Raw genomic sequence first — 26,422 nt, forward strand, 5'->3', positions numbered from 1 at the left:
CCAAGGAGGATAATTAATACTCCAGAGATAAAGAGTACAAGAAAACTAATGGCCCAAAATAAATGATTAAGACGTTTTAGTTCTAAAAACTTTTTAAACAATAAAAGGGTTAGTAAAAGAGCGACAATACCTGTAATTAACAATAAACCTATGGTAATAGGATCTTCTAACACGTTTTTGAACTCCTTTCTATTTTGAAACGGATAATTCAATCTCAATTTTTGGATTAAAAATATTATCTGGGAATACTTGTAAGTAGGTAGGGAAAAAGTTAGTGTCTATAGTACTCTGAATTGAGTTAAGCACTAAGTCATTGACTGTAATGTTTCAACTGTTTTCTTGCGCATTCCAGGCTTGTAAGAAATTAATTTCCCATTCAAGAGGATTCCATAAGTCCCATAGGGATGAATCGCATTATGTTGTGCTTCAGAAGCAGAATTTATCAATTTAGATTGAAATAACACTTTGTTATTCCTAGCAAACTCTTTAATATCTTCAATCAATGCAGGGATATAAGGACATTGATGAGAATATGCAACAAAGATTTCTTTACTATATTTTTTAGAATAGTCATTATAAATCGGATAAAAAGAGGGTTTGGGAGCAGAATTGTTCAGAAATTTAGCATAAAGGCCAATATTTTCATCAAATTGATCTACATGCTGAAAACCCATTTTTTCAAAAATTCTCTTATTTGGTAGCCATCCGCCTTTTTCAGCAGTCATACCAATAACTCCATTCATACCTAAAGCAACAGCGTCATCAATTGCAAGTTGGATCATTGTAGTTGCATATCCTTTACCCTTATGTTGACCAACAATCCATAAACAGTGAATTACCATGAAATAATCTGCATTTATTCCCCTCCAATTATATTTACTGGGTATATATTCAATAAATCCCCGAAAAGAGTACTTGGTCTTTTCTTTAACTTTCAGAATTTTATATTTCAATCCCTCGGGAAATCTTTCCTTGATCCATGTGATTTTATTTTGATACCCTTCCTCTTTTTTTTGAGATTGTTTACAGAAGAGGCCAACCTTATCCAAATTTTTTGAGTTCACATCAATAATTTCAAAGCTCATAGATGAAAGTTTTCTTAATTTTAGATAAATTTTACTCAGGGAAAAAATAGAAAACATGATTGGTTTATGATATATTTGTTACCTAATTCTTTGCTATTTCAAGTGAATAGAAATTATTCTAGCAATTGGTTACGACTTTTGTAGGAGGCATAATTTGTCGGTGTTGAAGTACTTGGTACCCCAAAATTTCAAATGCTTCATAGACATTCATTCCAGAAAGAGCAGATGTGAGAAGAAAAGGTACATCACAACGAAAATCGATCCGTAATTCATTGCGGAATTTTGTTATTTCTTCTTGAGTTATAACTATTTTTTGCTGGAGATCACACTTATTTCCTAGAAGGACAACAGGGAAAGGGACACTATAACCAATATTTTTGAGAACTTCTTGTTTCCATTCGCGAAGATTTTTAAGGGTTTCGGGTCGTGTCAGATCAAATACCATCATTATTGCCTGTGATCCACGATAAAATGTGCTACGAACAAACTCAAATCGTTGTTGGCCTGCTAGATCCCAGATTTGAAATTTTATTTCCCGATCATCTACCGTTGCGGTATGGGTACAGATATTTGTACCAATTGTTAAGTTATAACCAATACTAAATCCCTTCCCAAGGAAACGCTCTACAATGGAGCTTTTTCCCGTTCCCCCATCACCAATGAGACATACTTTAAATAAATGATCATTTGTCTCAAATAGGTTTTGGAGCATAGAAATCACTTTATCTATATTATAATCCTGATTTTATTTCTAGTGAGCATTCATAAAAGAGTTACCAGACAATCTCTCCGAATATTCGAGAAGTGTAATTTTCTTGGTTCTTCTGTTTATTTTTCTAAACTGCTGATTATTTTTGAAAAGAAAATGAATTAAATCGATTGTAAAGCAGGATGTGAAGTACTAGATTTTAAAAAATAATTGAATCATTCGTTTTTTACAAAATTAAACCTTCAAAGTTTTTCTATTAATGTTTGAATAATAAAGGTAATAAAAGGATAATGTCACAATATAGTTTAAGAGAATCATGAAACCACGATATTATTTATTATCTTTTCTATTCTTATCAATAATTTATTTTGGACTTGTTAATGCAATTTATTTTCTTCCTATAGTTTACGATACCACAGAAGGCACTATTGACATAGGAATCAACGAGGACATTGTAATTTTTGAAAAATGGACAAAAAGGGTTTCAGTAAAGATTTCACTCATTTCTGGGGGACCGATTACCCTGATACATCAAGTTATCAGTGATGATTTCTCTGATGATATTTCCCAAGCTGGTAATTATTCTTATGAATTTCATACAACTAAAATCCGACTCGCCACCTCACTAAATTCTACTTCAGCTAGAGTTTATTATAAAATCCTTGATTATACCTCCCCTCTACTTCCTAAGGTAGATACGTGGGATATTCCGTTAGAAGCTTACTTTCTATTAATGGGAAATGCTATTATTCTCTATTCGTTAATCTGTGGAAGCTTATTAATAATTTTAGTTATAAAATATCGCGAGTCTCTTCTTAAATACTTGAACGAATTTTAAAGTAATATCATTTCAAAATTTTATATTTATCAAAACGATAATACCGAGTACTTTCTCTAGATAACTTTATTTTCTTTTTACAATTTTTTCAAGCTATATATAGATGAGTATTGGAATTTAAGTGTAATGAAACCATATATTGAATTCTTCTTAAAATTTGATTTATCTAACAGATTGTCTAAAAGGGATGTTTCTAAAAATGATATTCAGATAGTTTTACTTTCTCTCTGTCCTTTTGATCATTTACCAGGAGAAATCATTAGAACAAGAAAAAATGAGTTTATCGTGCGTGTATTTTTTACTGAAACACAATATTTGGAAACTGCTTATCGTCATCTTGAAGGAAAAATGGAAGAATTACGTGATTCCTTAAATTTATCAGTGCATAACTTGGGGGGTGAAGTAAAAGATGCTCAAGTAGGAGTATTAAGCACTACAGATGTAATAGAAGTTAAAAACTACTCATAACCTCATGATTTATTTATAGTCATAAATTTTTCATCAAAAATGGGGAATAAATTTCCAATACTTTCTGTGTCTAGGTTCCAATTTAAGAGAATTGGTTCAAAAGTCTTTAATTCATCCGCTAGGTTAATTAATAAGTTATGTATAGATTGAGGATTCACCTGACAAATCGTATAAAGAAGAAAGTTACTTTTTTCTTTAACAATGAACTGATGTAAGCAAATAAGGAATGGATCTATTTGTATAACATTAGGTGCATCATGGGATGTTTCAGAAAAGTGTTGAATGACTGAAAGAATTTCACCTACGAGAATTGGATGAATTAATAAATCATTTGTATCAATATACTGTCGTCGTACAACCAACATCCCATTGTTTAATAATCCAGCTTCAATGATAAATTTTCTAAGCATTATATAATCAATATTTTATCTCTTCAATTAATTTTTATACATGTTTTTTCAAATAATAGATGTGGTCATATTTATGAGCTTGAATCGAAAAGAACTTTTGATATTTATTATTTCTTTATTGATTTCTTCTGGTTTAATTTTCACCTACAAGATTTATCTTGAATTTAATTTTGATATCCTTATTCTCTCTGTAATAATCTTTCCAATAATTTTAGCTGCATATTTTACATCAATCTATTTACGTACCCCTGAAAATTTTCGAATGAAAGGACATTTCATTTATTATTTAGGTTTTCTTATTTTCTATACTGTTATTGGGTTATTATTAGCTGCCTGTTCCTTTTATGATTATCAAATTACTTTATTATACCCCTAGAATTCAATGAATATGTCGTCAAAGTTGAGTTTGACGACTTTTCTGAAATATTAGGAATGTAAATTTAAGAGAATCTCACCATAATATTGCGATAGCGGATCTCCTATTAATTAGCTTTTAATTAAAGAATGAATAATCACAGTCAAGTATCTTAAACGAATAAAACTTAAAAGTAAATCAAAGACTTTCAATAGAGAAAATAATCAAAGAAAATGCATATTTCTATCTCAAATTTATACTTGACATTGTTATGAGAAGAATAATTCCTTTTTTATCATTGAATAAGGAAGAACAAATTTAGAAAAGAAAAAATATCCTATTTAAATACTCTGATTTATTCCAGACATAAATTTACTTTATTAAAGGTCGATTAAATCAGGGAGAACTTTCACAACACCATCAAGGTTACGTTCTAGATATATGACTCCTAAGATCGCCTCAACTATTGTTCCTTTCTCATGGTCAAGAGTTTTTCCTTTGATTAAACGTTGAGAAGGATCATTTAGACGTTTTAGACTATAACTCCTTAAATCAAATCGATCGCAAACTTTAGCTAACTTTTCATTTGAAACCAAATTCTTTCGTTTAATGGTTAATTCTCCTGTGGTTGATATTAAAGGATCCCACGTGATCTCTATTACAGCGAGATCTAGAACTGCATCACCCAATAGAGCTAAAACATTAGCAGCATACCCAGTAGATGCCAGAATATCGAAATCTGTTAAGTCAATAGGGCAATTGTTTTTCTGGGAAAAATAAATTTTCAAATCAGAAAAAATATTGCGAATACTAGGACGAGTGAGGGCAATCAACATCAATTCTGAAGTAGGAAAGGATAAATTAAGTTCTTCTTCAAGCTCTGGAATCAAAATTTCTTTTATAGAGACCATTCTATCTATAATGTAATTAATTTCATTTAAAAAGGAGGAAACCTTTTTAAATTCTTTCAAATGCTTGTATAAATCCTTTTTTTGTTTATTAAGTTCATTCTGTACAATTAAAGTCTTTTGATAGTAATCAATGACTTTCCAATGCAAGCGAGTTTTAATATCCATAATTATTTTATATATTATATTGTTTAATTATGTTTTTATAACTGATGAAAAATAAATAATTGGTTTATTTGGTAAATAATTCGTTCAAATGCTTTTTTAATCAATTATATCTTATATTCGAATGCTTTCTGAGTTAATTGATACACTTTAATCGATAAACCATCTTTTTCTATGCATGAACTACTTTCAGGACAATTCCGACAGATAATAGGATTGAGTTCATCTTCTCCTTCATGATGTTTAATTTCCTTAATAAACCCTAGTTCTAATAATTGTAATTTAATTATCTCTAATTGTCCATCAGTCAATCCTAGATCTTTCTTTATTTCATAAAAAGAAAAGTTTTTTCCTTTATGTTTAATATAAGATAAAACTTCATTAATCAATTACTAATTCCTCTTTGTATTTGATTAATCTTTGCGGTATGAATGTTAAGAATCCCAATAGTAGAGCAGGATCAAAGAGATAAGAAAGGATTCTTGAATAAAAATTTGGTGAAGTGTTATCATTTATCAAACCATTAATCACTCCGACGAAAAGAAAGTTGAAAAACGATAAAGCTCCTAATATAATACCAATAATAGTAGCTACGAAGATGAAAGCCTTCCCAGATGAATTTTGATGATGAAGTTTAAAAAATCCTCTAATAAAAATAATTCCAATTAATATTAATACCAATTGTTCTATAGGATCAATAAAAATTGGAAATTTTGATGAATTAAATGTAAAAAGAAAGAATATGCCAAGTAAACCAACTATTGTATAGATAGATCCATAAAGAATAGCTAGATATTTTATTATTCTATTGTTATTTTCGTTATTATACAAATTTTAAACTTCCTAAGAAAATCCAATAAGAATCAATATCATTTTGAAGAACAATGCAATGGTATAAGCCACAAAAATATAACCTAAACCAAGAAATAATGTTGTTCTCCATGAACCAGTCTCTGACTTAATAACAGCTAAAGTTGCGATACAAGGTGTGTAAAGTAAAATAAAGACCATATAGGAAAATGCTTGGTTTATAGTCATGGCAGTTGAGATAAATTCATAAAAATTACTACCACCCAAAATTCCTAGTGTTGCGACAACCACTTCTTTGGCAAGTAATCCCAGTAATAAAGCAGAAATAAACTCCCATTTCCACCCAAAAGGGGAAAAAAGAGGTTCTATGAACTTTCCAATGAAAGCTAGAACAGTTTTATCAAGGGAAGCTCCAAATGGTATATTACTCATAATCCATACTAGAAATGAAGCAAGAAATATGATAGTACCAGCTTTTTTTATAAAATGAGAACCCTGTAACCACATTTCTTTCAGAGCTGTCTTCAATTGGGGTTTTTGAAATTCTGGTAACTCTAATATGAAACCATGATCTTCATGTTGATAAAAACGTGTATTCAAAATTTTTGCTGTAATAATACCTACTATAATTCCTATAATGTACATAAGTAATATTACTAATGATGCATGATCAGGGAAGAAAATACCTGCAAAAAGAACATAAACTGGTAATCGAGCTGAACAAGAAATAAATGGAGCTATTGAGAGGGTGATCATTCTATCTGCTTTATTTCTGATCGATCTTGTCGCCATTATCGCAGGAACAGTACAACCGAATCCAAGCATTAATGGGATAAAAGACTTCCCATGCAATCCAATCTTTTCTAACCATTTATCAACTATAAAAGCAGCTCTTGAAAGATAACCTGAATCTTCAAACACAGCTAAGGCAAAATAAAGGAGAAAAATATTTGGGATGAAAACTAAGATAGCACCAAGACCATTTATAATTCCGATCATCAAGCCAGCAATACTTTGATTAATAACAATTTTATTAATTATTTCGGTTAATAAGGAGAAAAATCCTTCTAGCATAAATACAAAAGGTTCAGATAATGTGAATGTAAATGTAAATATCGCCCATAAACTTACAAAAAATATTGGAATCCCAAAGTATTTGTCAGTTAAAACATCATCAAGCATTGAAGTAAGATTAGTGGATGCTTTCCCTCTTTTAATTAAAGTACTACTAATAATGTCCATAATTAATTTATAACGTTCATTTGTAATATAAACAGCTGTGTCTTCAATATTTAATTCATCTTTAAAAGAGTGAATTAATTGATCAATTCCTTTTAAATGCAAGGTATTATATTTTTCATTACTAGCTGCTTTTTCAAAAATAATTTGGTTAATTAGATCTAAAACTAAAGAATCCTGTTCCAACAGTTTCAAACTTAACCAATGATAATTAAACCGTTTTAACTGCCCTTGCTCATCTATTTGTTCAAGAATTTCAGTTAATTTATCTTCATACTTTTTAATGCATTTTTGATTCTGATTAAAACCTGTTGATGTTTTGGTGTTTGCTATATCATAATTTAATATTAGATTAAGAAGGTCAACCGTTCCTTTTCCTTTCGTTGCTATCATTGGAATGACAGGAAGGTTTAGTTTGCTTTTTAAAGCATTAATGTCTATTTCAAATCCTTTAGACTTTGCAAGATCTATCATATTTAATACAATTATTATTGGAAGTCCTAACTCTTGTAATTGAACCGTTAAATACAGATTCCTTTCTAAATTAGAAGCATCAATAATATTTATTACCAGATCTGGTCTTTCAGTTATTAAAAAATGTCTAGACACTCTTTCATCTTCAGAGTAAGCACTTAAACTATATGTCCCAGGTAAATCAAGAATTGTTAATGTTTTTTCTCCAAATACACATTTACCTTCCTTATGTTCTACTGTACATCCAGGAAAATTTGCCACATGCTGATGAGAACCTGTTAAGGCGTTAAAAATGACACTTTTTCCAACATTAGGATTTCCTGCCAAAGCAATCTTCATTTGTCAAAAGTCCTTTCGCAAAAGATTTTATTCGCAACTCCTCTTCCAATAGCAATTTTTCCTGCTTTTAGCTCAACCATTATTGGCCCACCCCCCACATTACGTATGACTTTAAGATATTCTCCACTGTTAAATCCCAATTCATTCATCCTCAAATTAACTAATTTACCTCCATTAATTGTAATTATCTGAGCATATTCACCATCCCGTAGCAAAGAAAGAGGAATCAATTTAAAATCACCTCATTTTATTCTCTAACTCATTATAATGATAGATAAATGTAATTTGTAGTCAATATATGATATAAATTATACATTTAAATAATTATTCACACACGTAAACTTTTATTTCATTGCCTATTTTAGATCGATTTCATGCATTAATGATAAAAAAAAACCAAAAAAAAATCTAGGTTATCAAAAAGTAAGATTATATCCTTTTTCTTAAATATAGATGCTTTAAAAAGTTTTAATAATCATTCTACTTCTTATTATGGAATTAATAATTATAAAATAACAAGAATTACAAGAATTCTAAGAAAAACTCTCTAGATTTAATGGTGGGAAAAAAAAGAGAAGAGAGGGAAAGGATTTTTTCCCATAAACCTAGTCCAATTCCTCATCAGTAATATCAAAAACTGTATTGTGAAAAGGTAGGGGTTCTTTATAAAAAAATTTTGGTAAGCAATCATCTTTATTAGTAAAACCAGCTTGTTTGTTGAATTTACGCTCGTTCTTAACAAAATTCATTTTATAATGAGTAACATTTAGTTCTTTTCTAAGAGATCCACGAATTGTTTCAATTATACCCTTAATTCAACTCATAATATCTAAAATAGCAGAAACCACAAATAGGGTAATCAATCAGAACATTTAGATTTAGCAAATTATATTCTACTTAATCCCGAAATCGAGAAGATCGTTTTCCTGAGAGTTTTTGAGCAATCCAAACTAAATTCCATTCCATAGATCCTTTGTAATCTACACGTTCCCAAAGCATGAGGATTACCGACCATACTAGAATGTTAATTAAAGCAAATATTGTGATGTTGAGAAAACTGGCATTCCATTCAGACCAGAGTGGGCGAATTACTACTTGGAGAGCTGCTGCTAGAACACCTTCCCACATATAGACGGTTAAGGCAAGTTTACCAAAATCAGGAACCTTTCTTGCTACCTGCGCCCACTTTTCCCTTGTAGTTGGAGAGCGATAATCTAATAGTGCAAGTCCGAGGAATATCAAGAAGAAAAACATACCAAGTTGTAATGATTTCTGTGCCATTAGGGCAATACTGGCTTCCCAAGTAAATGGTTCAAAACCATAAGGACTTGTGGGTTCCTCAATAAACATGATGCCAGCTATAAATGTGGTTAAGGCGAATATGCCAATTCCAGTTAGTATTGTTCTAGGCTTCTCTTCTCTAGCGATCGCAATTCCTACAATTGCTCCAAAACAACCATACGAGAGATGTGGAAATATGGGCATCATTCCATTTGTCAATGGTTCCATGAAAAATGCTAGAAGGAGATTTCCACTCAAATATTCATTTCGTATTGTCTCCCCAATTATAATTCTCAAGAATGGGGATATAATAAAAATCATAATTCCAATTAATGTTAATGAACCATAAATAATTTTACGGTTCGTCATTCCATTCATTTTATGGAGAAATCCCATAGATGTGGAGATGAAAATAATAATAACACCAATCATTGAGAGTGTTCCCATTCCAAAGAAAATCATGACAGGTATGGGCGGATCTGGCAGTCTACCAAATAGAAGTAAATATGGAAGTATCCCTGTCCCATTGGACAAAGTTTCCTCCTTTATAACAACTGGCATTGAATCATCTAAAAACCGTATTAAAAAAGCACGATAGAAGAAACTATACCCAATCATTAAAAGGCCCATTATCCATCCACTAATTATAACAAGTTTTGATTTAATTTGACCCGTTATAAGTCTCTTGTAAATCATGTACGCATTCACTGCACCTGATATCACATAGAAAATACCTGCCATTGTAATAAATAGGTACATGATTGCAATTTCTGGATGAATAGCACCCCCTGAATAGAATCCAAAGTAATAATCCCATAGAATTCGATGAATGAATACTACAGCAATTATGGCACCACCTCTTATAAAATCAAATGTATAGATTCGATCAATCTTGGTACTTTTTTCTTTATTTGTCAAGCTTTCTTCTCTTCCAGAATCTTTGATTCATTCGAAATTATATTTAAATTGTGTTAATTCTTATATATAATTGTATCCCAAAAAATGATTGAGTTTCGTGGCTTTTCCTCATCTTTTAATATCATTCTACCATAGAAAATAGAATGAAGAGTAAAACCAGTAATTAATGGATATATATGAATTAATCTAGGAGGTAAAGATGTAAAAAAAAAGGAATGGAAAAGGATTATTCCCCATAAACCTTGTCTAATTCCTCATCAGAAACATTGAAAACTGTATTGTGGGGAGGTAGGGGTTCTTTATAAAAGAATTCGGGTAAACGATCATCTTTATTAGTAAAACCAGCTCGTTTGTTGAATTCTCGCTCGTTTTTAAGAATATTCATTCCATATTTAGTAACATCTATCTCTTTTCCTAAAAATCCGTTGATTGATTCAACCATACCTGTTAGGCCGCTTTCAATGTCTAATATTGCAAATGCAATGAATAAGCAATAACCTGTAGAGTCTATGTATGCTGTGGATGCTTGGAAGTTTCGTGATAATTCAGCTTTAGAAATATCTTGCGGATCAACCTTACCACCCACTTTAAGAATTTCAGGGGCAATTGTATAACCTTGGGTATGGTCTCCGCCTTGAGGACCAGTTGCATAAGTTACTCCAATTCCTTTTATTGCCCTAGGATCATAAGCAGGTAGACTTTGACCTTTTACTTGAGCAACGTGAGCTACACCTAAATGTTTACCAATTGATAATGCACCATCTCCAATATGTTTGGCAATCTTATCATCTGATGCCACTTTCTTTAAGAATTCAACTGCTGCAGGACCATCACCAAATTTAAACATTCCTCCTTCCATTGCCACGGCGATAGTATTTCCAGCTTCAATTGTATCTAGACCAAGATCATTACAAACTCTATTTAATTCCGCAACATAGTGAAGATCACCAATCCCACAGTTAGTCCCTAATGCCCAAACAGATTCATATTCAAGAGGACTAACTTGCATTTTTCCTGTATCTTTATAGGGGAAGACATTAGAACACCGGATTATACACCCGATATGACAGGAATGATTATAGCTAGCTGATGAATCGGGAAACTTTTTCTTTGTGGCGTCAATAAGTTCATGAACTGCTTCACCAGAAATTTTGGCAGCATGCTCAAATCTACCTTCATGCCAATTACGAGTGGGTAATCCACCTGCTTCGTTGATAATATTTTGCAAGACATTTGTTCCATAATTTTTAAGGCCACCATAGGGTTGACCATCTTTTTCTAATACCCCAGTTACAGCATGTTCATTTAGTGCATCAATAAGATTTTTCCGACCAGTTTCATATAGATCTGCTGTTTTAGGTTTCACACGTTCTGTATTTTTATCATCAGTAATTATAGCAATAACTCGTTTTGATCCGAGTACAGCTCCGAGACCACCTCGACCAGCATATCTCCCAGGATCCGTATTTTCTACATTATTTCCAAAAACACCAGCGCCTTTCATTAATCTCTGACCAGCAATACCACATCCCATGATACCAGGTTTATTTGGAAATTCTTTCCATACTTCAGCAATTAGTTTATATAATCCCATTTTATGGTATTTAGAGGCATCCAAAATTGTACATTTATCTTTTGAGATAAAAATATTATACCATTTATCTTGTGAAGGCTGTCCTTCGATTATAATAGCTTTTATTCCTAAATGACCAAGTTTATGACCTGTTAATCCTCCTGCATTAGCTTCTTTTATTCCACCAGTCAATGGTGATTTTCCACCTACACTCACTCGTCCTGAACTAGGAGCATTAGTTCCAGCAAGAATCCCAGGTGCAACCACGAACTTATTTTTAGGCCCAAGAGGATCACACTTTGGATCAACTTCATCAAGAACAATTTGACTTGTTAACGCGCGCCCACCTAAAGTTTTGTATTTCTCAGCAACCTCCTCAAATTTTGTTTCTAGTTTTGTCATATTAATACGTAGAATTTTTCCCAAATTGAATCATTCTCCATTAATTTTTGCCCAAATAGGAGCTTGCGCGCCCGAACTTAGGATTGCGTAATAATAGACATATCCTCCTTTAAATTCTTTTGTGGTATAAGAAGAGACTTAGATTATTGTAATTATGCAAATCTTAAAATTGAATCCAAAAAATGTATTATCTTAATTAAATTATTCTCGAGGTTTAGTGATGGATTATCAGAAGGAATTATCTTATCTGCTTTCAATACCTTCAGATGAAATTATTCGAGTTATATTAGAAGAAGCGGTTAAAGACTTAAAAATTACTAAGGAAGAACAATATATTATTGATGGAGTTCGTAATGATCTTTCTAATTATTCTTCCACTTTTACTCTCCCAGGATCAAGTAAAATCACAAAGACTGGATTACAACTTTTATTAATTCAACAACGATCGTTTCTTCGAAGTATCGTCACTAAAACCTACAAACGATTAAGTGAGGATAATCTCATTAGTGAAGATGAAAATAAATTATATCGAGTTCTGGTTAACAAGGTTGATGAAGTTATTGCAACTAAGATTGGTATGTTTTTAAGTCTTAATCTAGAAGAACCACATTTTTTAATGCTACATAAGACAATAGGGGAACAATTTACAAATTTATGTGCAAGTATCATACTAGATATCTATTGTGAACGAGTTAACAATACACAGAGATCATTTGTCGATTTAGAATCTTTATCAAGAGAATTTAATTCAGAACTGACACAAAAAGAGTTTGTAATCCGTTTTCAAAAAAGTCTTCAAAAGTTAAGTGAGATGAAAATTTCTTCCCCCTCTCAACTCATACAGAATTTAAACAGCCTTATCCAGCTTTAATAACTCTTGATAATTTAAAATCTCAGAGAGATAAATTGATAAAGTATTTGCCCATTTTTTCTTAAAACGTTTTATTTGGTGAAATAAATGTTACAGAATTATCAAGAGAACAATTTTTTCGTTGGTTCCTTAATTACAAGTGTAGTTGGGGCAGCAGCTCTGATCTTAGCTGACTTTGCGGGTTGGTATTGGAGTAATTATTATTTAGGAGTTGAAGGTAGGGGATGGCTTGATGTTAGCTTTGATAACCTCCTCGTTGCTCCTTTCTTACTGACAGCAGCCATTCTTTTATTATTATGTTCATATATCTCTTTTATTGCCTTGAGAGGTGAGCTACCTCCTCGATATCTTCAATATAGTAAATTTGCTGCATTAATTTCAATAGGAATGCAATTTACTGTTGCATTTATCTTTATTGTTTTTATGCTATTCGATGAATCAGAGTGGTGGTTTGATTTTGGTTTTTATGGTGGATTTATTGGTGCTATACTTACATTTGTCCTTCTAAACTTTGCATCAAAATCAAATAAATAAAAGGTTGTTGAGATTAATTGTGAAGGTAATTTTGCATTTATTTCCTTCATAATATCATTTTCTATAATATTGAAAACTATTAGCTAAAAGAAATTCAGTTCCTGTGTTTCACTAAGGTTTTTAAATTATTTTTGAATGAAAACTTTACCTCTGGAATGCATATTTCTTTTATTGCTTCCTAAACTGTCATTGTTCTATCAATATTTTAATCTAGAAATCAATCTATTGATTCAAAGTCATATATTGAAGGATCTTTTCCTATTTAGCTATATATAGAGCTATAACAATAATACATATGCATATATAATTTTTCATTTTACATTCTTCCTTAGAAATTTATACTGTTCAACAAGACACGATATGGATTTTGTTTAACATGGCAAAAAAAGAGTCATCTTTAATAAATTATGAAACTAGAAGACCTCAAAAAACGGGAGGGTCTTCCTATGTAATTACTTTACCTAAGGAATGGTTGAAAAGTTTAATCAAAGAACGTAAAGACTTAGATGTAAATGATCCTAAAAGTTTTCGGGAATTAAAACTTGGTTTAATTTCACAACCAGATAATACACTACTAATTACTCCATATCCAGAAGGACGTAAAGTAATTCGTTCTAAACACATTGATCTGGAAACAATCTCTGATGAAACATTTCTCTTCAGATATTTAATATCTTCTTATATTGCGGGTTTCTCTGAAATTTATATTAATTCTAAATATGCCATCCCTTTGTCCTATAGGCATACAATTCGTGAATTCATTCGTATGGTCATAGCAATGGTAATTATCGAAGAGACAGAAATATTTATTCATATTAAGGATGTATTAGACCCAGTAGAAATGCCTTTTTATAATATTTTACAGAGACAAGTTACAACCACAAAAAACATGGCAAAAGAAACAATTGAGGCACTTAAAGGATGTTCTGGAAATTGTACAGAACAAATCAAAAAAATAGCTGAGACTGATAATCAGGTCGATACATTGTACTGGTTATCCACCAGATTGACAAATATGATTCTAAGAGATAGTCAGATGAGTGATCTGACTGGAATTTCAGCAGATCTCGCAGCCAATTTATTTTTAGTTTCACGACATATAGAACGGATCGCAGATCATGTTGTTCGGATATCGGAGAATGTCTTAAAAATTCAAAAACAAAATATTGATGAAATTTTAATTGAGAAAATTGAAAATGCAATAAATCTGTCTTTTGAGGTCTTCGAGACAAGTATGCAAGCTTTATTTGAAAGTGATTTGAAAAAAGCTAATGATAGTATTGAAGCTACTAGAAACTTTGAAAATAAGATAAATGAATTATTAGATTACATCACTCAAAGTAAAGAGTCACTTTTAGCTATTTTTTTAGATAATATTCTAGAATCCATCCATCGAATTGGTGAATACTCCCGTGATATTTCAGAAAATGTAATGAATTATCTGGTATGGGAAGAATGATTATCTATCCTCCACCTACTGGAGGAAAAATGGCAACTTCATCATTCTCTTTCAAAATATAATAAACATCAGTTATTCCCACTCCATTGATCATAATAATTTTCGCTTGTTCTCGTTCAATTCCTAATTGGTTTAATAAATCTTGAACGTTGAAATTTCGTGAAATTTCGCGTTTAAAGCTCTCCCCAATTTTTAAATCAGGAGGTCCGAATTTTCGAAGTGTAGCATAAAGCCTTACAGTTATATTCATCATTTATTCCTCGTTATAATAGTTTAATTTCACCTTAGGTCTCTTTGTAATGAATCCATGGCCTTTTAAATGCTGGCCACCACATAATAAGTGCATTCCAAGTGGAAAGATGGCAACACGTGCATTAGAAGGTACTATTGTAGTTTCAAGATCATTTACTACTGTACCATTGATAAAACATTCTCCAATTCGTTCAATACTTAAATTTAAGCGTAAAATTAATTCTTCAACAGTCTCATCCGATTTCCAAGCGATTTTTACTCCCTCATCAGTGAAATAAGATAAATTTGGGTCATATAATTTTTTCAAATGACCATAAAGATGTAAGTCTATCATAAAACGAAACCTATATGAAAAGTAGTATTTGGTATTTATTCCTCAGTATCTAAGTCATCAACATCTGGAAATTCGAATAAATCTGGTTCAAGGTCTATTAGACTGATTTCAAACTTATCAAAAAACAAATCAATGAGAGCCTGTCGTAGGATGTCTTCTCGCGTCGAATAATACCCGCGTTCAATAAGGTAATCCATATATTGAACCAAGCTTGCAGCTAGGTCAGCTGTAACACTTATTGTCTTTGAAGTTTCTAATTCATCAATACTCATTACTATTTCACTTCTTTTTGATCGATTCAAAACAGTCGTGGGACTCTGATTATAAATGAAAAGGTCCTCTTAAAAACTTATTAGTAAGAAACTAGTAAATACTTAGGTGAAGAGTTTTATCAAAGTAAATTCAGTACCATAGAGCTTAACCAATTTACCAAGTGAAGATTCAAACTGATGACGCAACATTTCCTCAAAACCTAATGGACTTATTGAGAACTTTTCTGTTGTAGAAGCTTTTATTTGATCTAACACTTTTATTAACACCTTAACAAATGGCTCATTACTCGAGCTAGAAAACTCAATTACTTCACTTTTTCCTTCTTTTATATACCAAAATTTCAGCGGAATATTTTCTATTTTATCTGAATCAGTGATAACTAACGCTTCAACTGTGATTTCCTTTAGATTTCCCTTTGTAAAAATATTATCACGGTCTCTGGTTGCCCCTGTTGTTATCGGAGTAGTAGAGGTTGGGATACTAGTTGTTACATCTGTAGGAGGAGTCTCAATTGATTCATCTTCTAATCGAATTATACATTTTCTCAATAAAGTCGCAGCAGTCATGGAAATCTCTCCCAAGCCAATTAAGATTCCTTCTAGGTTTGGTAAATTTTCTCCAAATATTGATCCCAATCGATTATAATGAGCAGCTAACTGAGCTTCATATTTTTGTAATTCTTTAAAAACTTCAATATAATTCCCCTTAGCCTCAATTTCCTTTATTTTCTCATCTAGTTCCATATTAACCCAATCCTTGAATATTCGCTCTAAATGATTTTATGTAGTATGATATCACAAACTTCTAAATAAAACTTAAAGAATTAATATTTTATATATGCTAAAAAAGCATCCTATTTATCTGAGCTAATCATAATGAAAACACTTCGGATAAAGGTATTCAGCTGATGGAGTTACCAGAAAAAGGGCCATATGATAGGGACCTATTGGATAAGTTACCTGTAGGGGTTATTGTCCTTAAGGATTTACTTCCTGTATTTTATAATAAGAAGTATAAGAATGATTTAAATCTCTCAGAAGACCGACAAGTATCTATCCAGGAGTTCCTATCATTTCTAGATCCTTCAGAACATGACAGACTTCTTCAAATTATTGAAAAGAAGGATTATAACCTCCCTCCAATAACTGAATGGAGAGCCAAAACCATTAATGGTGATTCCACTTGGATCCAAATACGAGTTGGTAGATTAGATTTAAAACATCATATCGTTGTTGTTAGAAATATTGGTAAACTAAAGAAATTTGCTCAACAAGTATCACTCACAGAATCCCAGTACCAATATTTGATTGAAAAAGCACCAAATTTTATTTTTATTGTCAAAAATGGTGTTATTGATTATTATAACACTGCATTTGTGGAAAGACTAGGATATACTAGACAAGAAATTGATGCAAAGAAAGCTATGCCTACATTTTTCGTAGCACCAGAAGATAGAAAAAAAATTGGTCAATTTCTAATTGAAGGAAAACGAGAATTGATCAAAGGTAATGTTGAGGCCGATAATTATATAGAGTTACCTGAACAAAAAGCAGAATTTGATCTGGTAGCTAAAGACGGAACAAGAATACCTGTACATGCTTTAGTCCGAAAAGTCTATTTGGGGAAAGATTATATTATTCAGGGAGTCCTAGTTGACCTTTCTTCGATAAAAGAATTGCAGGAAATGAAATTTGACTTTCTAACCTTATCGCAACATCATTTAAGAACACCCCTTGCAAATATGAAGGCATATCTTGATTTTTATAAAAAAAGAATCGAAAAAGACATAAGTGAAGAAGAAAAGGAAACCTTAGAGCTAAAATTCTTAGATGTTTTGTCAAGAAATATTAACAGAATGGTTTCTTTGACAGATGATTTAAATGACATCGCTTTAATTAGGCAGGGACGATTAAAATGTAATTTACGTGGAGAAAATTTTATCCCAACATTACAACGTGCCTTAGAAGGAATTGAATTTCTTCTACAACAATACAGAGTACACTTGATAGTTGAATATCCTCAAATCCCCTTAATAGTTAATTTTGATCGAAATCGGATAATTCAAGCTTTACGTAATGTTTTAGACAATGCAATACGATTCACGGGTCATGGAACGATTAATATATCTCTAACAACTGATTTAAATAATCAGTTAATGTTACTAAAAATTAAAGATTCAGGAGTAGGAATCACAACTTCACAACTTCCTGAAATTGGTAAACCATTTGTAACTTTTCATTCTTCTCAAAGTGGGTTAGGATTAGGCTTATTTCTAACCAAACAAATAATTTCAGATCATGGAGGTACTTTAACAGTTTTTTCTGAGGGTTTCAACAGAGGTACTACAGTAACGATTACCTTACCATTACTTGTTCATCCGGATGCCAATAATCATTTAAATGAAGATGAAACTGATTTATCATTTCTAATACGTCAAGCGACCTCAGCGGAAAATATGATTATTCGAATGGAAGCAATCCAAGAACTTTGGAAAATTGCTGATACAAATAATCTGGAAAGTGTTCTTAACACTCTTGAACAGGTAATACTTTACGATAGGGATAGAACATTAAGAAATCTTGCCAGTAAATTTTATTCTGAATTAATAAAGTCGAATGAAGTGAATAATCAATAATAAGATTAATAATTATCATTAAGTACCTTTTTACACAAATTTAACTTTAATTGAGATTCCAAGATATGTATAATGCTCTACCCCAAAGTTTGCTTCATTCCATTTCGATTTCCTCTCAAATTGAAATCATCCTAGATGTTATTGATGTGCTTCTCACAAGTCAAGATGTCTATAAGGAAGAGTTATTTTATCAGACTTTAAAAAATTCCATTATAAATATTATTGAAGAGAATTTTATTCATAAAAAAGTAATTAATAATATAAATATCCGAATATATCAAGAATTAGGGTTTTTAAGATCTACTAGTGATATTTCTGAGTTATTTTATTCAAATTCTATTGAATTGTTGACAATTTTTGAGATTTTGCATGAAACTTCTGTAAAATGGGTTTTTGTTTTAGATCCCAAATCTCAGCTTTTTTGTTTTACAAAATCCAAAATCAGCGATTTTATATGGTGGAGTCCTCTATTTTCTCCTCTAGATTCATTATTTATTGCTTCGATCGTCCTTAATCCAACTAAATTGCAATCCTTCACTGATCAAGAACTTTTTTCGAATCAAAATTATCCAAATCCGGAATTACATCATTTACTAGAATCATACTATCAAAATTCAGAAAAACCTTATAGTCAAATTGTTCCACTAGTAATCCAGCAATTGAAAGAAGTTAAAATTTTATTTTCAGATGAAATATCATCATATTTCAAGGAACAAATTCAAGAAAGAAATCAATTAATTCACATTCAACGTTTTCTTTCATCTAACAACTTGAATAATTTAATTTTAAAAATTATTTTGAGTAATAAGGGTAAATTTAATCCTGAATTTCTTAAAACACTATTTAAAACCCCAGATTCAAACGAAATTAATATATTAAAGCTAATAGATTCAAAAATCATTGATTTTTTGAATATTTACCCATCATTAGATAAAAACTCCAATAAATCAAGAGAGGGGGCTTATTATACTCCCATTGATCTTACTATGCAGCTAATAGAACGTACTTTAGGAAATTATTTATTAAATAATGATATCTTGCAAGAATTCCATTTATTTGACCCTGCTATGGGAACTGGGATTCTCTTGATTTTTGCCTTAGAATGGCTAGCATTTTACTCCCTTAAGAGTACTTCCAAAAAGGTTTCCCTTTTATCTCTTAGATCAGATATCCTTAACTCTTGCATTTCAGGAAATGATTATAATAAAGATTCAGTTAAACTGGGATGGATTTTATTAAATCAATTTTGTGGTCAAGAAGCAAATGAATCTGAAAATTATTTCTCAACAATTGATATTATAGAAGAATTTATTTCAAAGAATAGTAAATTAAAAAACGAATTTAATGTGATTTTATCTAATCCTCCATATTTAGCTTTACATAGTCGATTTATTAAAAATATTATCAATAAAGAAACCCAAAAAATATTGAATGAACGATTAGGAAAATATACTGGACGAAGAGATAATTTATATCTCTATTTTCTTGGAATCTGTCTTGATTACTTCTTAAAGCCTAGAGGACTACTTGGATTCGTATTAGACAACTCTTTTTTTGATCTTCCATCATATAAACATGTTAGAAAACATTTAATTGAAAATTATTCTTTTAAATTTTTACTAATTAATTATGATTATAGACCAAAAGCAATTGTTGATCTTGGAATACTAGTTCTAAAAAAAACTCATCCAAAAGACCAAAATACTCTAGTTTTCCAATATTCTCAAGTGTCTACTTGTAAAATAATAAGACAAATGGATTTTATGAAAAATCTAAATTATTTTTTTAAATATCAAGAAGATCCAACTCTACTCTCATCAGTATTAAAAAATTCTATTCCATTAGGAAGGATTGCTTCTATAAAGTGTGGATTAGAATATGGAAAATTGCTTAAAACTAATTTTTTATCGCGTTATCCTCTTGATCCCAATTGGCATCCAGTAATTGATGGTAGTCATGGCCTTCCCGACTCCTTCATTTTATTCTGGGTTCCAGATCAGCCTAATAGCTTCTGTCGATTTGATAAAGTTTATGAAAATGAGTTATATGAAAATCGGCAAAACTATAGCCCTGATGGAAAAAGAGTTTTATTAATTTCTGGAGACATTAACCGATTTCTTAAACCTAAATTAATTCTACGCCAATCTGCGAATAGATTTATTTGTACATTAGATGAAAATCAATATTTTTCTCTTCGTAATACACATATCATTTATAAAATAAAACAACCTTATACATTGAAGTTTATTTTAGGATTCTTAGCATCATCAGTTGCTACATATCTTGGTCATGAACTCAATATTATAAGATCATCTGGTAAAAACCGTTACCCTCAAATTAGGATTAATGATCTAAAGAATTTACCTATACCTATTATTAATCCTCAAAACAGTAAGATTATGGTTGAGCTTGAAACTGCAGTAGAATTGGCCCTTGAATCGGGGAAAAAAATATCTTCCTTCTTAGAAAGAATTTGGAATACATATGAAGTTGAAGATGTTAATAAATTTAATAGGCAAAACACTTTTTTGAGATTTTGGTTAAGTTCAAACGCAAATCAATTTTTTGGAGACCTCAAAAGAACTAATTCTCATAAATATCTTCAAAAACAACTTTTCAATGAAATTGAATACTTAAGAAGGACTCGTGCAACAATTGATTCAATAATATTTAATCTATATCCTAAAGGAAAAAATTTTGAATTAGAATTAAGAAAAAGTTACTAATTATATTATTGATTTATTTCTTTCTTCTGCTTTTTCTTTTTTTCACTTTTTTTGGTTTACTTTTGATACTTTTAGGAGGTACAGAAGGAATCTTTTTCTTCAGAACTGTTTGTTTTTGGAATGCTTCAGGAAAATCTGATGTTAATTCTTTCATGACTTCATTCCGTAATACCTCTTTAGCCTCCGAACCATTTGATTCAGTATTTAACTCAGTACGTAAGTCCTGTGAAGCTTGTTTTAGAACTGCTTTAATTTCACGAACATCAGGTGGTTCATCTAGCAATCCTTCTACTGGTATTGTGGTTTTATCTTCATCTTTTTTAAATATTGCAAAATCTTGAATTTGAGTTTTTGCTCTTCTCATTGCTTCTCTAAGTGCAGCAGCATCAATGGTTTCTTCAATTTGCCTATCAGATAACGCTGCTCCCTCTCTCCTTACCTTACTCATCTGTTGAGGTATTTTCAATCCTGCTGAAGAAACTAGAGCATCCAATACTGGAGTGAATTCATCAAATACTGAGGTATCAATAACACTTTCTTGGATTTCTTCTGAAAATACTTCCTTAAATCGAACAGCTAATAAATCTGTAAGTTCATCAATCGGTTCATCACGATCACTATCACAGATTACAGCTACCGTAATGTCTCCAATTCTTCGTATATGAATTATGAGATCATCAGTTGAGAACTTTTCAATTAATCTACCTGTAACTTCTGACATAAGGTCTAAAATTCCAGTTAAAAGTCCAGCAAAAATAGTATCAGGAAATTCGAGACCAGAATAAGAACGTCTAAGGAGACAAGTCCCACCAGAGCTAAGAAACCAGACATAATGTACAAGTGGGTCCTCAGGTGATGATTCAAAAGTTATTAGAGGTGAGGATAATCCAACAGCTTGTGTTATATCATCAGCAATAATTTCATCACGTTCATTCTCTAATGCAATTTGTACAGCTTTGGCAGCAATTTGCTTTGCTCTACCACTACAAAGTTTATTTAACGTGTCAATACTTTCTTTCGAAATACGTGGAATGCCTGTTCGACGTAAAAGTTTCTTTATTTCTACTTCTGAAAATCCAGTGAAATTTTCCTCACTATTTTTTTGATTAAACGACATTCCGAAATAATTCTCCGCTTTAACGGTTTGAATTTCAAATAATCAGCCTAATATAAAAATTAGATGATTCTTTTAAGGGATTAATTATCCTTAAGCTTTAAAAGCTAGTCTTATCTTAGGAATACACCTTACTTCCTATATCATATTAATTAATTGATTTATAAAAAGCATTCCACCATTCTTTTCAACATCGAAATTATATTATTTAATAATGGATTGATTTTAGTAAATAATCCTTCTATAAAATTTAAATCTGGATTAGAAAAAAACCTTTCTAAATAAAATACATAACTATCCTTGCCTAGAACAGAAAGAGTTGTAATTATGGTAACTCAAGAATTAAACTATAACTATTCAGAAATTGGATTAAAGGTAGGTCTTGAAGTACATGCCCAGTTAATCTCTAATCGAAAACTTTTCTGCCATTGTAAACCACAACTACTTCCAGCTCATCTTGAACCAGATTATTTATTTGAACGTAGATTTAGACCAGTTCTAGGGGAAATGGGGGACTTTGATTCAGGGATGCTCGTTGAGTTTGAAAAATCCTATAGGGTCATTTATGAAACATTTAATGACTATAATATCTGTACTTATGAAATGGACGAAACTCCTCCTTTTATGCCATGTATGAAAACCATTCAAAATGGATTTAAGATTAGCAGTTTTTTCAATTGTGCTTCTCCCGTAGACGAGATTATTTTTAATCGAAAACAATATTTAGATGGATCAATACCTACAGGATTTCAACGTACGGCTATTATTGCCCGTGATGGATTTATTAATCTAAAAGATAAAAATGTGCGAATTAATAACGTTTTAATAGAGGAAGACGCTGCAAGACGTGTTAGATTCTATGATAGATCAGATAGAAACGTTTATTTTAATTTAGATCGCTTAGGAATACCTTTGACTGAAATAATTACCAATCATGAAGATTGCACTACTCCTGAGGAATTATTACAACTTGGAATGCTTATTGGATTATCACTTCGAATACTTGGAGTTGGGAAACGAGGTATAGGAACTATTAGACAGGATGTAAACATTTCTGTCAGTGGGGGTTCAAGAGTTGAACTAAAAGGGATTCAAGATTTTAGACAAATCAAAAAATATGTTGACCGGGAAATTTTTCGTCAACTCGCCCTCCTTGATATAAAAAATGATCTGTTGGAACGAGGTATTAATAAGAATGATTTTCAACCTAATTTTATTGATGTTTCATCTGCAACTAGGGATCTTACAAAAGCAATGGTTGCTTTCGCTGTTCGCTTACCAAAATGTAAAGGGATATTTATAAGACAGGTTCAACCAGAAAAAACATTCAGCGAAGAATTATTTGACAGATGTGAATTAATAGCTGGAATTCCAATGAGAAACATGACTCATTCAGATGATCCAGCATCTTGGCTTGATCTACTCCGAATAAATGAGGTGCTAAATTTACATGAAAAAGATGCGTTTGTTGTTATTAAAGGTGATCAGAAATCAGTCCTTCATGCACTAAATCGCCTTCGTGAAAGAATGATTCAGGCTCTGGAAGGTATACCACAAGAAACAAGACGAGTTAATTCCATAACTGGTAATAATGAGTTTCTGAGAGTAATTCATGGAAAAGATCGAATGTATAGTGATACAGATACACCTCCCATCTCAATATCTGATGAAATGAAGTTCCATTCAGTTGATTTAATCAAACCATGGGAGCTTTTTGCTAATTTTCCAATAGATGTATTTGACCTGGATTTTCTTTTTGATAATGAATTTTATTCTGACTTCACGACACTTGTAAAGGAGTACCCAGAAAATACACGCGTAATCCTTGGACATTTTCAAAAAATTTCTTGTATAATACATCAACAAAATCTAGGGAGACAAGTTCTTAGCAAACACGGTTACACTAACCTAATTCGGGATTTAATTACTAATAAAATTTCTAAAGACTCATTAAAAGATATCTTAGTTAAAATAGATAGTGGATATTCATATGATGAAATTAAAGAAAAATACGACATTTTTATCCAAGAAATTTCTCTAGATCAATATAGAAAGTTAAAAGTCATTCTAGATGAGACACTAAACTCATTAAACCAAAATAATCGAAAAAAGATGTTTTATGTTATAAAAACTCACTTTCCAATGTTAAAAAGTGAGCAAATTGCTAAAGCAATCGAAAAAATGATTGGAGGGATTAATTAATGAAGAAAGAAAAGGATTATTTACCTGGTTATTCTGGTGAAGTCCGGAAGGTACTAGAAGATAATAACCTTATAGTTTGGTCTGAAATTATTCTTACAAAGCCAAATGGAGCCCGATTTCATGGAATACTCCTTCCAAGAGCTGCTTTTACAGCAAAAGACTTTATTACTATTAGAGTTTTAGATACAGGCTATAATATTGGTATAGAAATAACAAAAGATATCAAATTTCAAAAAGTTGGAGAAGTTCAAGGAAATTATAGGCTTCCATCAATAAAGGTCAAACGAAATTCACAAATTCCAAATGTTACATTATTAGGAACGGGTGGAACCGTAGCAAGCAGATTAGATTATCGCACAGGTGCAGTTTTACCTGCATTTACTCCTGAAGAACTATTCGCAGCTGTACCAGAAATCCAATCAAGAGTAAACTTAACTCCAAGGACTCTTTTTGAGATACTTTCCGAAAACTTTAAACCTGAATGGTGGGTTAAGACAGCTCAGGAAGTAGCAAAAGAGATAGAAAGGGGAGTTGATGGTGTTATTATAGGCCATGGCACTGACACGATGGCTTATACTGGTTCAGCTCTTTCTTATTTCTTACAAAACCTACCGATTCCCGTTGTCATACTTGGATCTCAAAGAAGTTCAGATCGGCCATCATCTGATGCTGCTATCAATTTATTAAATGCCTCTACTGTTGCAGGGTATGCTGATTGTGGAGAGGTTCTTGTATGTATGTTAGGTTCTACTTCACATAAGTATGACTATTTACATCAGCCAACACGAGTAAGAAAAATGCATAGCAGTCGTAGAGACACTTTTCGTAGTATTGGAGTCCCCCCTTTAGGAAAAATTGATTGGTTAACACAAGAAATTACATACTTTCGACCAGTTAAACCTAGAAATTTACCTGAAAAATTTCTATTGGATGTAAAAATTGACCCTCGTGTTGCAATGTTATATTTCTATCCTGGAATGAATCCTGACATTTTACATTCAGTCATTGACAAAAAATACCATGGAGTTGTTATAATCGGTACAGGACTCGGCCATGTCAGTACAGAATTATATAACGCACTTGATCGAGCAAAGGAAGAGCAAATTCCAATTGTGATGGTAGTACAACCTTTATGGGGATATTGTCATCTTAGAGTATATGAAACTGGTAGAGAAATGTTAGCAAGAGGAGTTATTGAAGGTAGTAACATGATTCCAGAAGCTGCATATCCTAAATTAATTTGGGCTTTGGGTCATACAGGTTTTCCACCTAATTTAAGTGAAATAAAACAAATAATGCAAACAAACATTGCAGGGGAAATTACAGATCGAGAAACAAGATTTGGTTTTAGTATATTCCAAGGTATTGAGCCAGGTATTAAATCAGTATTCGAAAAAATCTAGGGCACGAGTTTAGGAAATTACTGCACTTATAATAAGCCATAAAAACAAATAATAGGAATCTTATTTAAAAATGACAAAAAATCCCCTATTTCACAAATTGAAAGAATTTCTAAAGCAAAAAAAATATCTTAGAGAATTTCTATCAAGTACTTTTTTTATATTCCTTAGTATAATATGTTTTTATCTTCAAATACTGTATGAAACCATCTCAGCATATTTTGTGGCTGCAATGTTATTTTTAATTCTAGGTCTTTCAGGGTTTGTTTCAATTTTCTACCAATTGTATAAAAATAAATTAGGAATTTTTTTTCAAAATATTTTTCAAAGAAAAACCCATCAATCTGAAGAGAATGTAGGAACAATTAAAAGGGAGGGAATGGCTAATATATCACATAGATCTGAGCCAAAGATATCTACAACAATAAAATGTCCAGCATGTTATTCAGAATATCCAAAGGACACAATTCACAAGCGTTGTATTCACTGTGGAACGGAGCTATCATCTTAATTGTTTAATTTTCTTCATTATTTGAATTAGAATTTATTTTTCTCTTTATGGATTTAAAACCGACAAAAAATATGAAATTTTAAAATATTCTTCATGTAATTGTAAGGAATTTGATGAAAGATTTAATACGTATTATT

26 protein-coding genes are annotated in these 26,422 nt (G+C 31.3%); 11 read left to right on the plus strand and 15 right to left on the minus strand.

Annotation, left to right across the window (positions count from 1 at the left end; genetic code table 11):
• Positions 1-305 precede the first annotated feature (305 nt).
• Positions 306-1,085, minus strand: a complete 780-nt coding sequence (locus tag ACWVCY_RS08810; RefSeq protein ID WP_455142149.1) for an N-acetyltransferase family protein — start codon at positions 1,083-1,085, stop codon at positions 306-308.
• A 118-nt stretch (positions 1,086-1,203) separates the two neighbouring features.
• On the minus strand, positions 1,204-1,797 hold the full coding sequence (locus tag ACWVCY_RS08815; RefSeq protein ID WP_455142151.1) for a Rab family GTPase: 594 nt from the start codon (positions 1,795-1,797) through the stop codon (positions 1,204-1,206).
• A 313-nt stretch (positions 1,798-2,110) separates the two neighbouring features.
• Here ACWVCY_RS08815 and ACWVCY_RS08820 point away from each other — a divergent pair, with 313 nt between their 5' ends.
• Both ACWVCY_RS08820 and ACWVCY_RS08825 read left to right on the plus strand, forming a co-directional pair.
• Positions 2,111-2,632, plus strand: coding sequence for a hypothetical protein (locus ACWVCY_RS08820; protein WP_455142152.1), 522 nt, complete (start codon positions 2,111-2,113; stop codon positions 2,630-2,632).
• Positions 2,633-2,758: 126 nt separating this feature from the next.
• Positions 2,759-3,100 carry a hypothetical protein gene (locus ACWVCY_RS08825; RefSeq protein ID WP_455142154.1) on the plus strand — a complete coding sequence of 114 codons (342 nt, stop codon included), beginning with the start codon at positions 2,759-2,761 and terminating at the stop codon, positions 3,098-3,100.
• A gap of 2 nt (positions 3,101-3,102) precedes the next feature.
• Here ACWVCY_RS08825 and ACWVCY_RS08830 read toward each other — a convergent pair whose 3' ends face one another.
• Positions 3,103-3,510 carry a hypothetical protein gene (locus ACWVCY_RS08830; RefSeq protein WP_455142155.1) on the minus strand — a complete coding sequence of 136 codons (408 nt, stop codon included), beginning with the start codon at positions 3,508-3,510 and terminating at the stop codon, positions 3,103-3,105.
• A 73-nt stretch (positions 3,511-3,583) separates the two neighbouring features.
• Here ACWVCY_RS08830 and ACWVCY_RS08835 point away from each other — a divergent pair, with 73 nt between their 5' ends.
• Entirely contained in the window at positions 3,584-3,886 is a 303-nt protein-coding gene (locus ACWVCY_RS08835) for a hypothetical protein (protein WP_455142157.1), read from the plus strand.
• A gap of 359 nt (positions 3,887-4,245) precedes the next feature.
• On the opposite strand, the gene ACWVCY_RS08840 is transcribed toward ACWVCY_RS08835, so the two are convergent.
• The 7 genes from ACWVCY_RS08840 to ACWVCY_RS08870 form a co-directional block, all read right to left on the minus strand.
• Entirely contained in the window at positions 4,246-4,941 is a 696-nt protein-coding gene (locus ACWVCY_RS08840; protein ID WP_455142159.1) for a ribonuclease III domain-containing protein, read from the minus strand.
• 104 nt (positions 4,942-5,045) lie between these two features.
• The gene (locus tag ACWVCY_RS08845) at positions 5,046-5,327 is read right to left on the minus strand and encodes a hypothetical protein (RefSeq protein ID WP_455142161.1); all 282 of its coding nucleotides are present in this window, start codon (positions 5,325-5,327) and stop codon (positions 5,046-5,048) included.
• A complete protein-coding gene (locus ACWVCY_RS08850; protein ID WP_455142163.1) occupies positions 5,320-5,769 on the minus strand; it encodes a hypothetical protein in 450 nt (149 codons plus the stop codon). The genes ACWVCY_RS08845 and ACWVCY_RS08850 overlap by 8 nt, the downstream gene beginning before the upstream one ends.
• A gap of 12 nt (positions 5,770-5,781) precedes the next feature.
• A complete protein-coding gene (gene feoB, locus ACWVCY_RS08855; RefSeq protein WP_455142165.1) occupies positions 5,782-7,800 on the minus strand; it encodes a ferrous iron transport protein B in 2,019 nt (672 codons plus the stop codon).
• Complete coding sequence (locus ACWVCY_RS08860; RefSeq protein WP_455142167.1) at positions 7,797-8,030, minus strand: FeoA family protein; 234 nt, start codon at positions 8,028-8,030, stop codon at positions 7,797-7,799. The genes feoB and ACWVCY_RS08860 overlap by 4 nt, the downstream gene beginning before the upstream one ends.
• A 667-nt stretch (positions 8,031-8,697) precedes the next feature.
• Positions 8,698-9,999 carry a hypothetical protein gene (locus ACWVCY_RS08865; protein ID WP_455142169.1) on the minus strand — a complete coding sequence of 434 codons (1,302 nt, stop codon included), beginning with the start codon at positions 9,997-9,999 and terminating at the stop codon, positions 8,698-8,700.
• A 226-nt stretch (positions 10,000-10,225) separates the two neighbouring features.
• Entirely contained in the window at positions 10,226-11,998 is a 1,773-nt protein-coding gene (locus ACWVCY_RS08870; RefSeq protein WP_455142171.1) for an aldehyde ferredoxin oxidoreductase family protein, read from the minus strand.
• Positions 11,999-12,194: 196 nt separating this feature from the next.
• Between ACWVCY_RS08870 and ACWVCY_RS08875 the strand changes: the two genes are divergently transcribed.
• The 3 genes from ACWVCY_RS08875 to ACWVCY_RS08885 all read left to right on the plus strand — a co-directional run bounded on the left by ACWVCY_RS08875 (position 12,195) and on the right by ACWVCY_RS08885 (position 14,838).
• The gene (locus tag ACWVCY_RS08875) at positions 12,195-12,845 is read left to right on the plus strand and encodes a hypothetical protein (protein WP_455142172.1); all 651 of its coding nucleotides are present in this window, start codon (positions 12,195-12,197) and stop codon (positions 12,843-12,845) included.
• Between the two features lie 87 nt (positions 12,846-12,932).
• Positions 12,933-13,379, plus strand: a complete 447-nt coding sequence (locus ACWVCY_RS08880; protein ID WP_455142173.1) for a hypothetical protein — start codon at positions 12,933-12,935, stop codon at positions 13,377-13,379.
• A gap of 376 nt (positions 13,380-13,755) precedes the next feature.
• On the plus strand, positions 13,756-14,838 hold the full coding sequence (locus ACWVCY_RS08885; RefSeq protein WP_455142175.1) for a PhoU domain-containing protein: 1,083 nt from the start codon (positions 13,756-13,758) through the stop codon (positions 14,836-14,838).
• Between the two features lie 4 nt (positions 14,839-14,842).
• Here the strand turns inward: ACWVCY_RS08885 and ACWVCY_RS08890 are convergent, their stop codons facing one another.
• From ACWVCY_RS08890 to ACWVCY_RS08905, 4 genes are all read right to left on the minus strand, one after another.
• Complete coding sequence (locus tag ACWVCY_RS08890; RefSeq protein ID WP_455142177.1) at positions 14,843-15,091, minus strand: MoaD/ThiS family protein; 249 nt, start codon at positions 15,089-15,091, stop codon at positions 14,843-14,845.
• Entirely contained in the window at positions 15,092-15,424 is a 333-nt protein-coding gene (locus tag ACWVCY_RS08895) for a hypothetical protein (protein WP_455142178.1), read from the minus strand.
• Between the two features lie 35 nt (positions 15,425-15,459).
• The gene (locus ACWVCY_RS08900; RefSeq protein ID WP_455142180.1) at positions 15,460-15,696 is read right to left on the minus strand and encodes a hypothetical protein; all 237 of its coding nucleotides are present in this window, start codon (positions 15,694-15,696) and stop codon (positions 15,460-15,462) included.
• A gap of 102 nt (positions 15,697-15,798) precedes the next feature.
• Positions 15,799-16,440, minus strand: coding sequence for a hypothetical protein (locus tag ACWVCY_RS08905; protein ID WP_455142182.1), 642 nt, complete (start codon positions 16,438-16,440; stop codon positions 15,799-15,801).
• A 164-nt stretch (positions 16,441-16,604) separates the two neighbouring features.
• Here ACWVCY_RS08905 and ACWVCY_RS08910 point away from each other — a divergent pair, with 164 nt between their 5' ends.
• Both ACWVCY_RS08910 and ACWVCY_RS08915 read left to right on the plus strand, forming a co-directional pair.
• Positions 16,605-18,332 (plus strand): ATP-binding protein, encoded by a 1,728-nt coding sequence (locus ACWVCY_RS08910; protein WP_455142184.1) that lies wholly within the window; start codon positions 16,605-16,607, stop codon positions 18,330-18,332.
• Positions 18,333-18,397: 65 nt separating this feature from the next.
• Positions 18,398-21,058 carry an Eco57I restriction-modification methylase domain-containing protein gene (locus tag ACWVCY_RS08915; RefSeq protein ID WP_455142186.1) on the plus strand — a complete coding sequence of 887 codons (2,661 nt, stop codon included), beginning with the start codon at positions 18,398-18,400 and terminating at the stop codon, positions 21,056-21,058.
• Between the two features lie 13 nt (positions 21,059-21,071).
• Here the strand turns inward: ACWVCY_RS08915 and ACWVCY_RS08920 are convergent, their stop codons facing one another.
• Complete coding sequence (locus ACWVCY_RS08920; protein WP_455142188.1) at positions 21,072-22,175, minus strand: histone-like protein; 1,104 nt, start codon at positions 22,173-22,175, stop codon at positions 21,072-21,074.
• A 324-nt stretch (positions 22,176-22,499) separates the two neighbouring features.
• On the opposite strand from ACWVCY_RS08920, the gene gatE reads away from it, so the two are divergent.
• From gatE to ACWVCY_RS08935, 3 genes are all read left to right on the plus strand, one after another.
• Positions 22,500-24,374, plus strand: a complete 1,875-nt coding sequence (gene gatE, locus ACWVCY_RS08925; RefSeq protein ID WP_455142190.1) for a Glu-tRNA(Gln) amidotransferase subunit GatE — start codon at positions 22,500-22,502, stop codon at positions 24,372-24,374.
• Positions 24,374-25,777, plus strand: a complete 1,404-nt coding sequence (gatD, locus tag ACWVCY_RS08930) for a Glu-tRNA(Gln) amidotransferase subunit GatD (protein WP_455142192.1) — start codon at positions 24,374-24,376, stop codon at positions 25,775-25,777. Before gatE ends, gatD begins: the two co-directional genes overlap by 1 nt.
• Positions 25,778-25,847: 70 nt before the next feature.
• Complete coding sequence (locus ACWVCY_RS08935) at positions 25,848-26,285, plus strand: hypothetical protein (RefSeq protein ID WP_455142194.1); 438 nt, start codon at positions 25,848-25,850, stop codon at positions 26,283-26,285.
• Positions 26,286-26,422 lie beyond the last annotated feature (137 nt).

The organism is Candidatus Hodarchaeum mangrovi (assembly GCF_975850365.1).

What these genes read in the sequence shown, in the direction of transcription:
- ACWVCY_RS08810 (WP_455142149.1), bottom strand. Translation starts at nt 1,085, where the DNA reads ATGAGCTTTGAAATTATTGATGTGAACTCAAAAAATTTGGATAAGGTT.
- ACWVCY_RS08915 (WP_455142186.1), top strand. Translation starts at nt 18,398, where the DNA reads ATGTATAATGCTCTACCCCAAAGTTTGCTTCATTCCATTTCGATTTCC.
- ACWVCY_RS08885 (WP_455142175.1), top strand. Translation starts at nt 13,756, where the DNA reads ATGGCAAAAAAAGAGTCATCTTTAATAAATTATGAAACTAGAAGACCT.
- ACWVCY_RS08905 (WP_455142182.1), bottom strand. Translation starts at nt 16,440, where the DNA reads ATGGAACTAGATGAGAAAATAAAGGAAATTGAGGCTAAGGGGAATTAT.
- ACWVCY_RS08815 (WP_455142151.1), bottom strand. Translation starts at nt 1,797, where the DNA reads ATGCTCCAAAACCTATTTGAGACAAATGATCATTTATTTAAAGTATGT.
- ACWVCY_RS08830 (WP_455142155.1), bottom strand. Translation starts at nt 3,510, where the DNA reads ATGCTTAGAAAATTTATCATTGAAGCTGGATTATTAAACAATGGGATG.
- ACWVCY_RS08895 (WP_455142178.1), bottom strand. Translation starts at nt 15,424, where the DNA reads ATGATAGACTTACATCTTTATGGTCATTTGAAAAAATTATATGACCCA.
- ACWVCY_RS08875 (WP_455142172.1), top strand. Translation starts at nt 12,195, where the DNA reads ATGGATTATCAGAAGGAATTATCTTATCTGCTTTCAATACCTTCAGAT.
- gatE (WP_455142190.1), top strand. Translation starts at nt 22,500, where the DNA reads ATGGTAACTCAAGAATTAAACTATAACTATTCAGAAATTGGATTAAAG.
- ACWVCY_RS08840 (WP_455142159.1), bottom strand. Translation starts at nt 4,941, where the DNA reads ATGGATATTAAAACTCGCTTGCATTGGAAAGTCATTGATTACTATCAA.
- ACWVCY_RS08820 (WP_455142152.1), top strand. Translation starts at nt 2,111, where the DNA reads ATGAAACCACGATATTATTTATTATCTTTTCTATTCTTATCAATAATT.
- ACWVCY_RS08935 (WP_455142194.1), top strand. Translation starts at nt 25,848, where the DNA reads ATGACAAAAAATCCCCTATTTCACAAATTGAAAGAATTTCTAAAGCAA.
- ACWVCY_RS08900 (WP_455142180.1), bottom strand. Translation starts at nt 15,696, where the DNA reads ATGAGTATTGATGAATTAGAAACTTCAAAGACAATAAGTGTTACAGCT.
- gatD (WP_455142192.1), top strand. Translation starts at nt 24,374, where the DNA reads ATGAAGAAAGAAAAGGATTATTTACCTGGTTATTCTGGTGAAGTCCGG.
- ACWVCY_RS08890 (WP_455142177.1), bottom strand. Translation starts at nt 15,091, where the DNA reads ATGATGAATATAACTGTAAGGCTTTATGCTACACTTCGAAAATTCGGA.
- ACWVCY_RS08825 (WP_455142154.1), top strand. Translation starts at nt 2,759, where the DNA reads ATGAAACCATATATTGAATTCTTCTTAAAATTTGATTTATCTAACAGA.
- feoB (WP_455142165.1), bottom strand. Translation starts at nt 7,800, where the DNA reads ATGAAGATTGCTTTGGCAGGAAATCCTAATGTTGGAAAAAGTGTCATT.
- ACWVCY_RS08835 (WP_455142157.1), top strand. Translation starts at nt 3,584, where the DNA reads ATGAGCTTGAATCGAAAAGAACTTTTGATATTTATTATTTCTTTATTG.
- ACWVCY_RS08920 (WP_455142188.1), bottom strand. Translation starts at nt 22,175, where the DNA reads ATGTCGTTTAATCAAAAAAATAGTGAGGAAAATTTCACTGGATTTTCA.
- ACWVCY_RS08910 (WP_455142184.1), top strand. Translation starts at nt 16,605, where the DNA reads ATGGAGTTACCAGAAAAAGGGCCATATGATAGGGACCTATTGGATAAG.
- ACWVCY_RS08880 (WP_455142173.1), top strand. Translation starts at nt 12,933, where the DNA reads ATGTTACAGAATTATCAAGAGAACAATTTTTTCGTTGGTTCCTTAATT.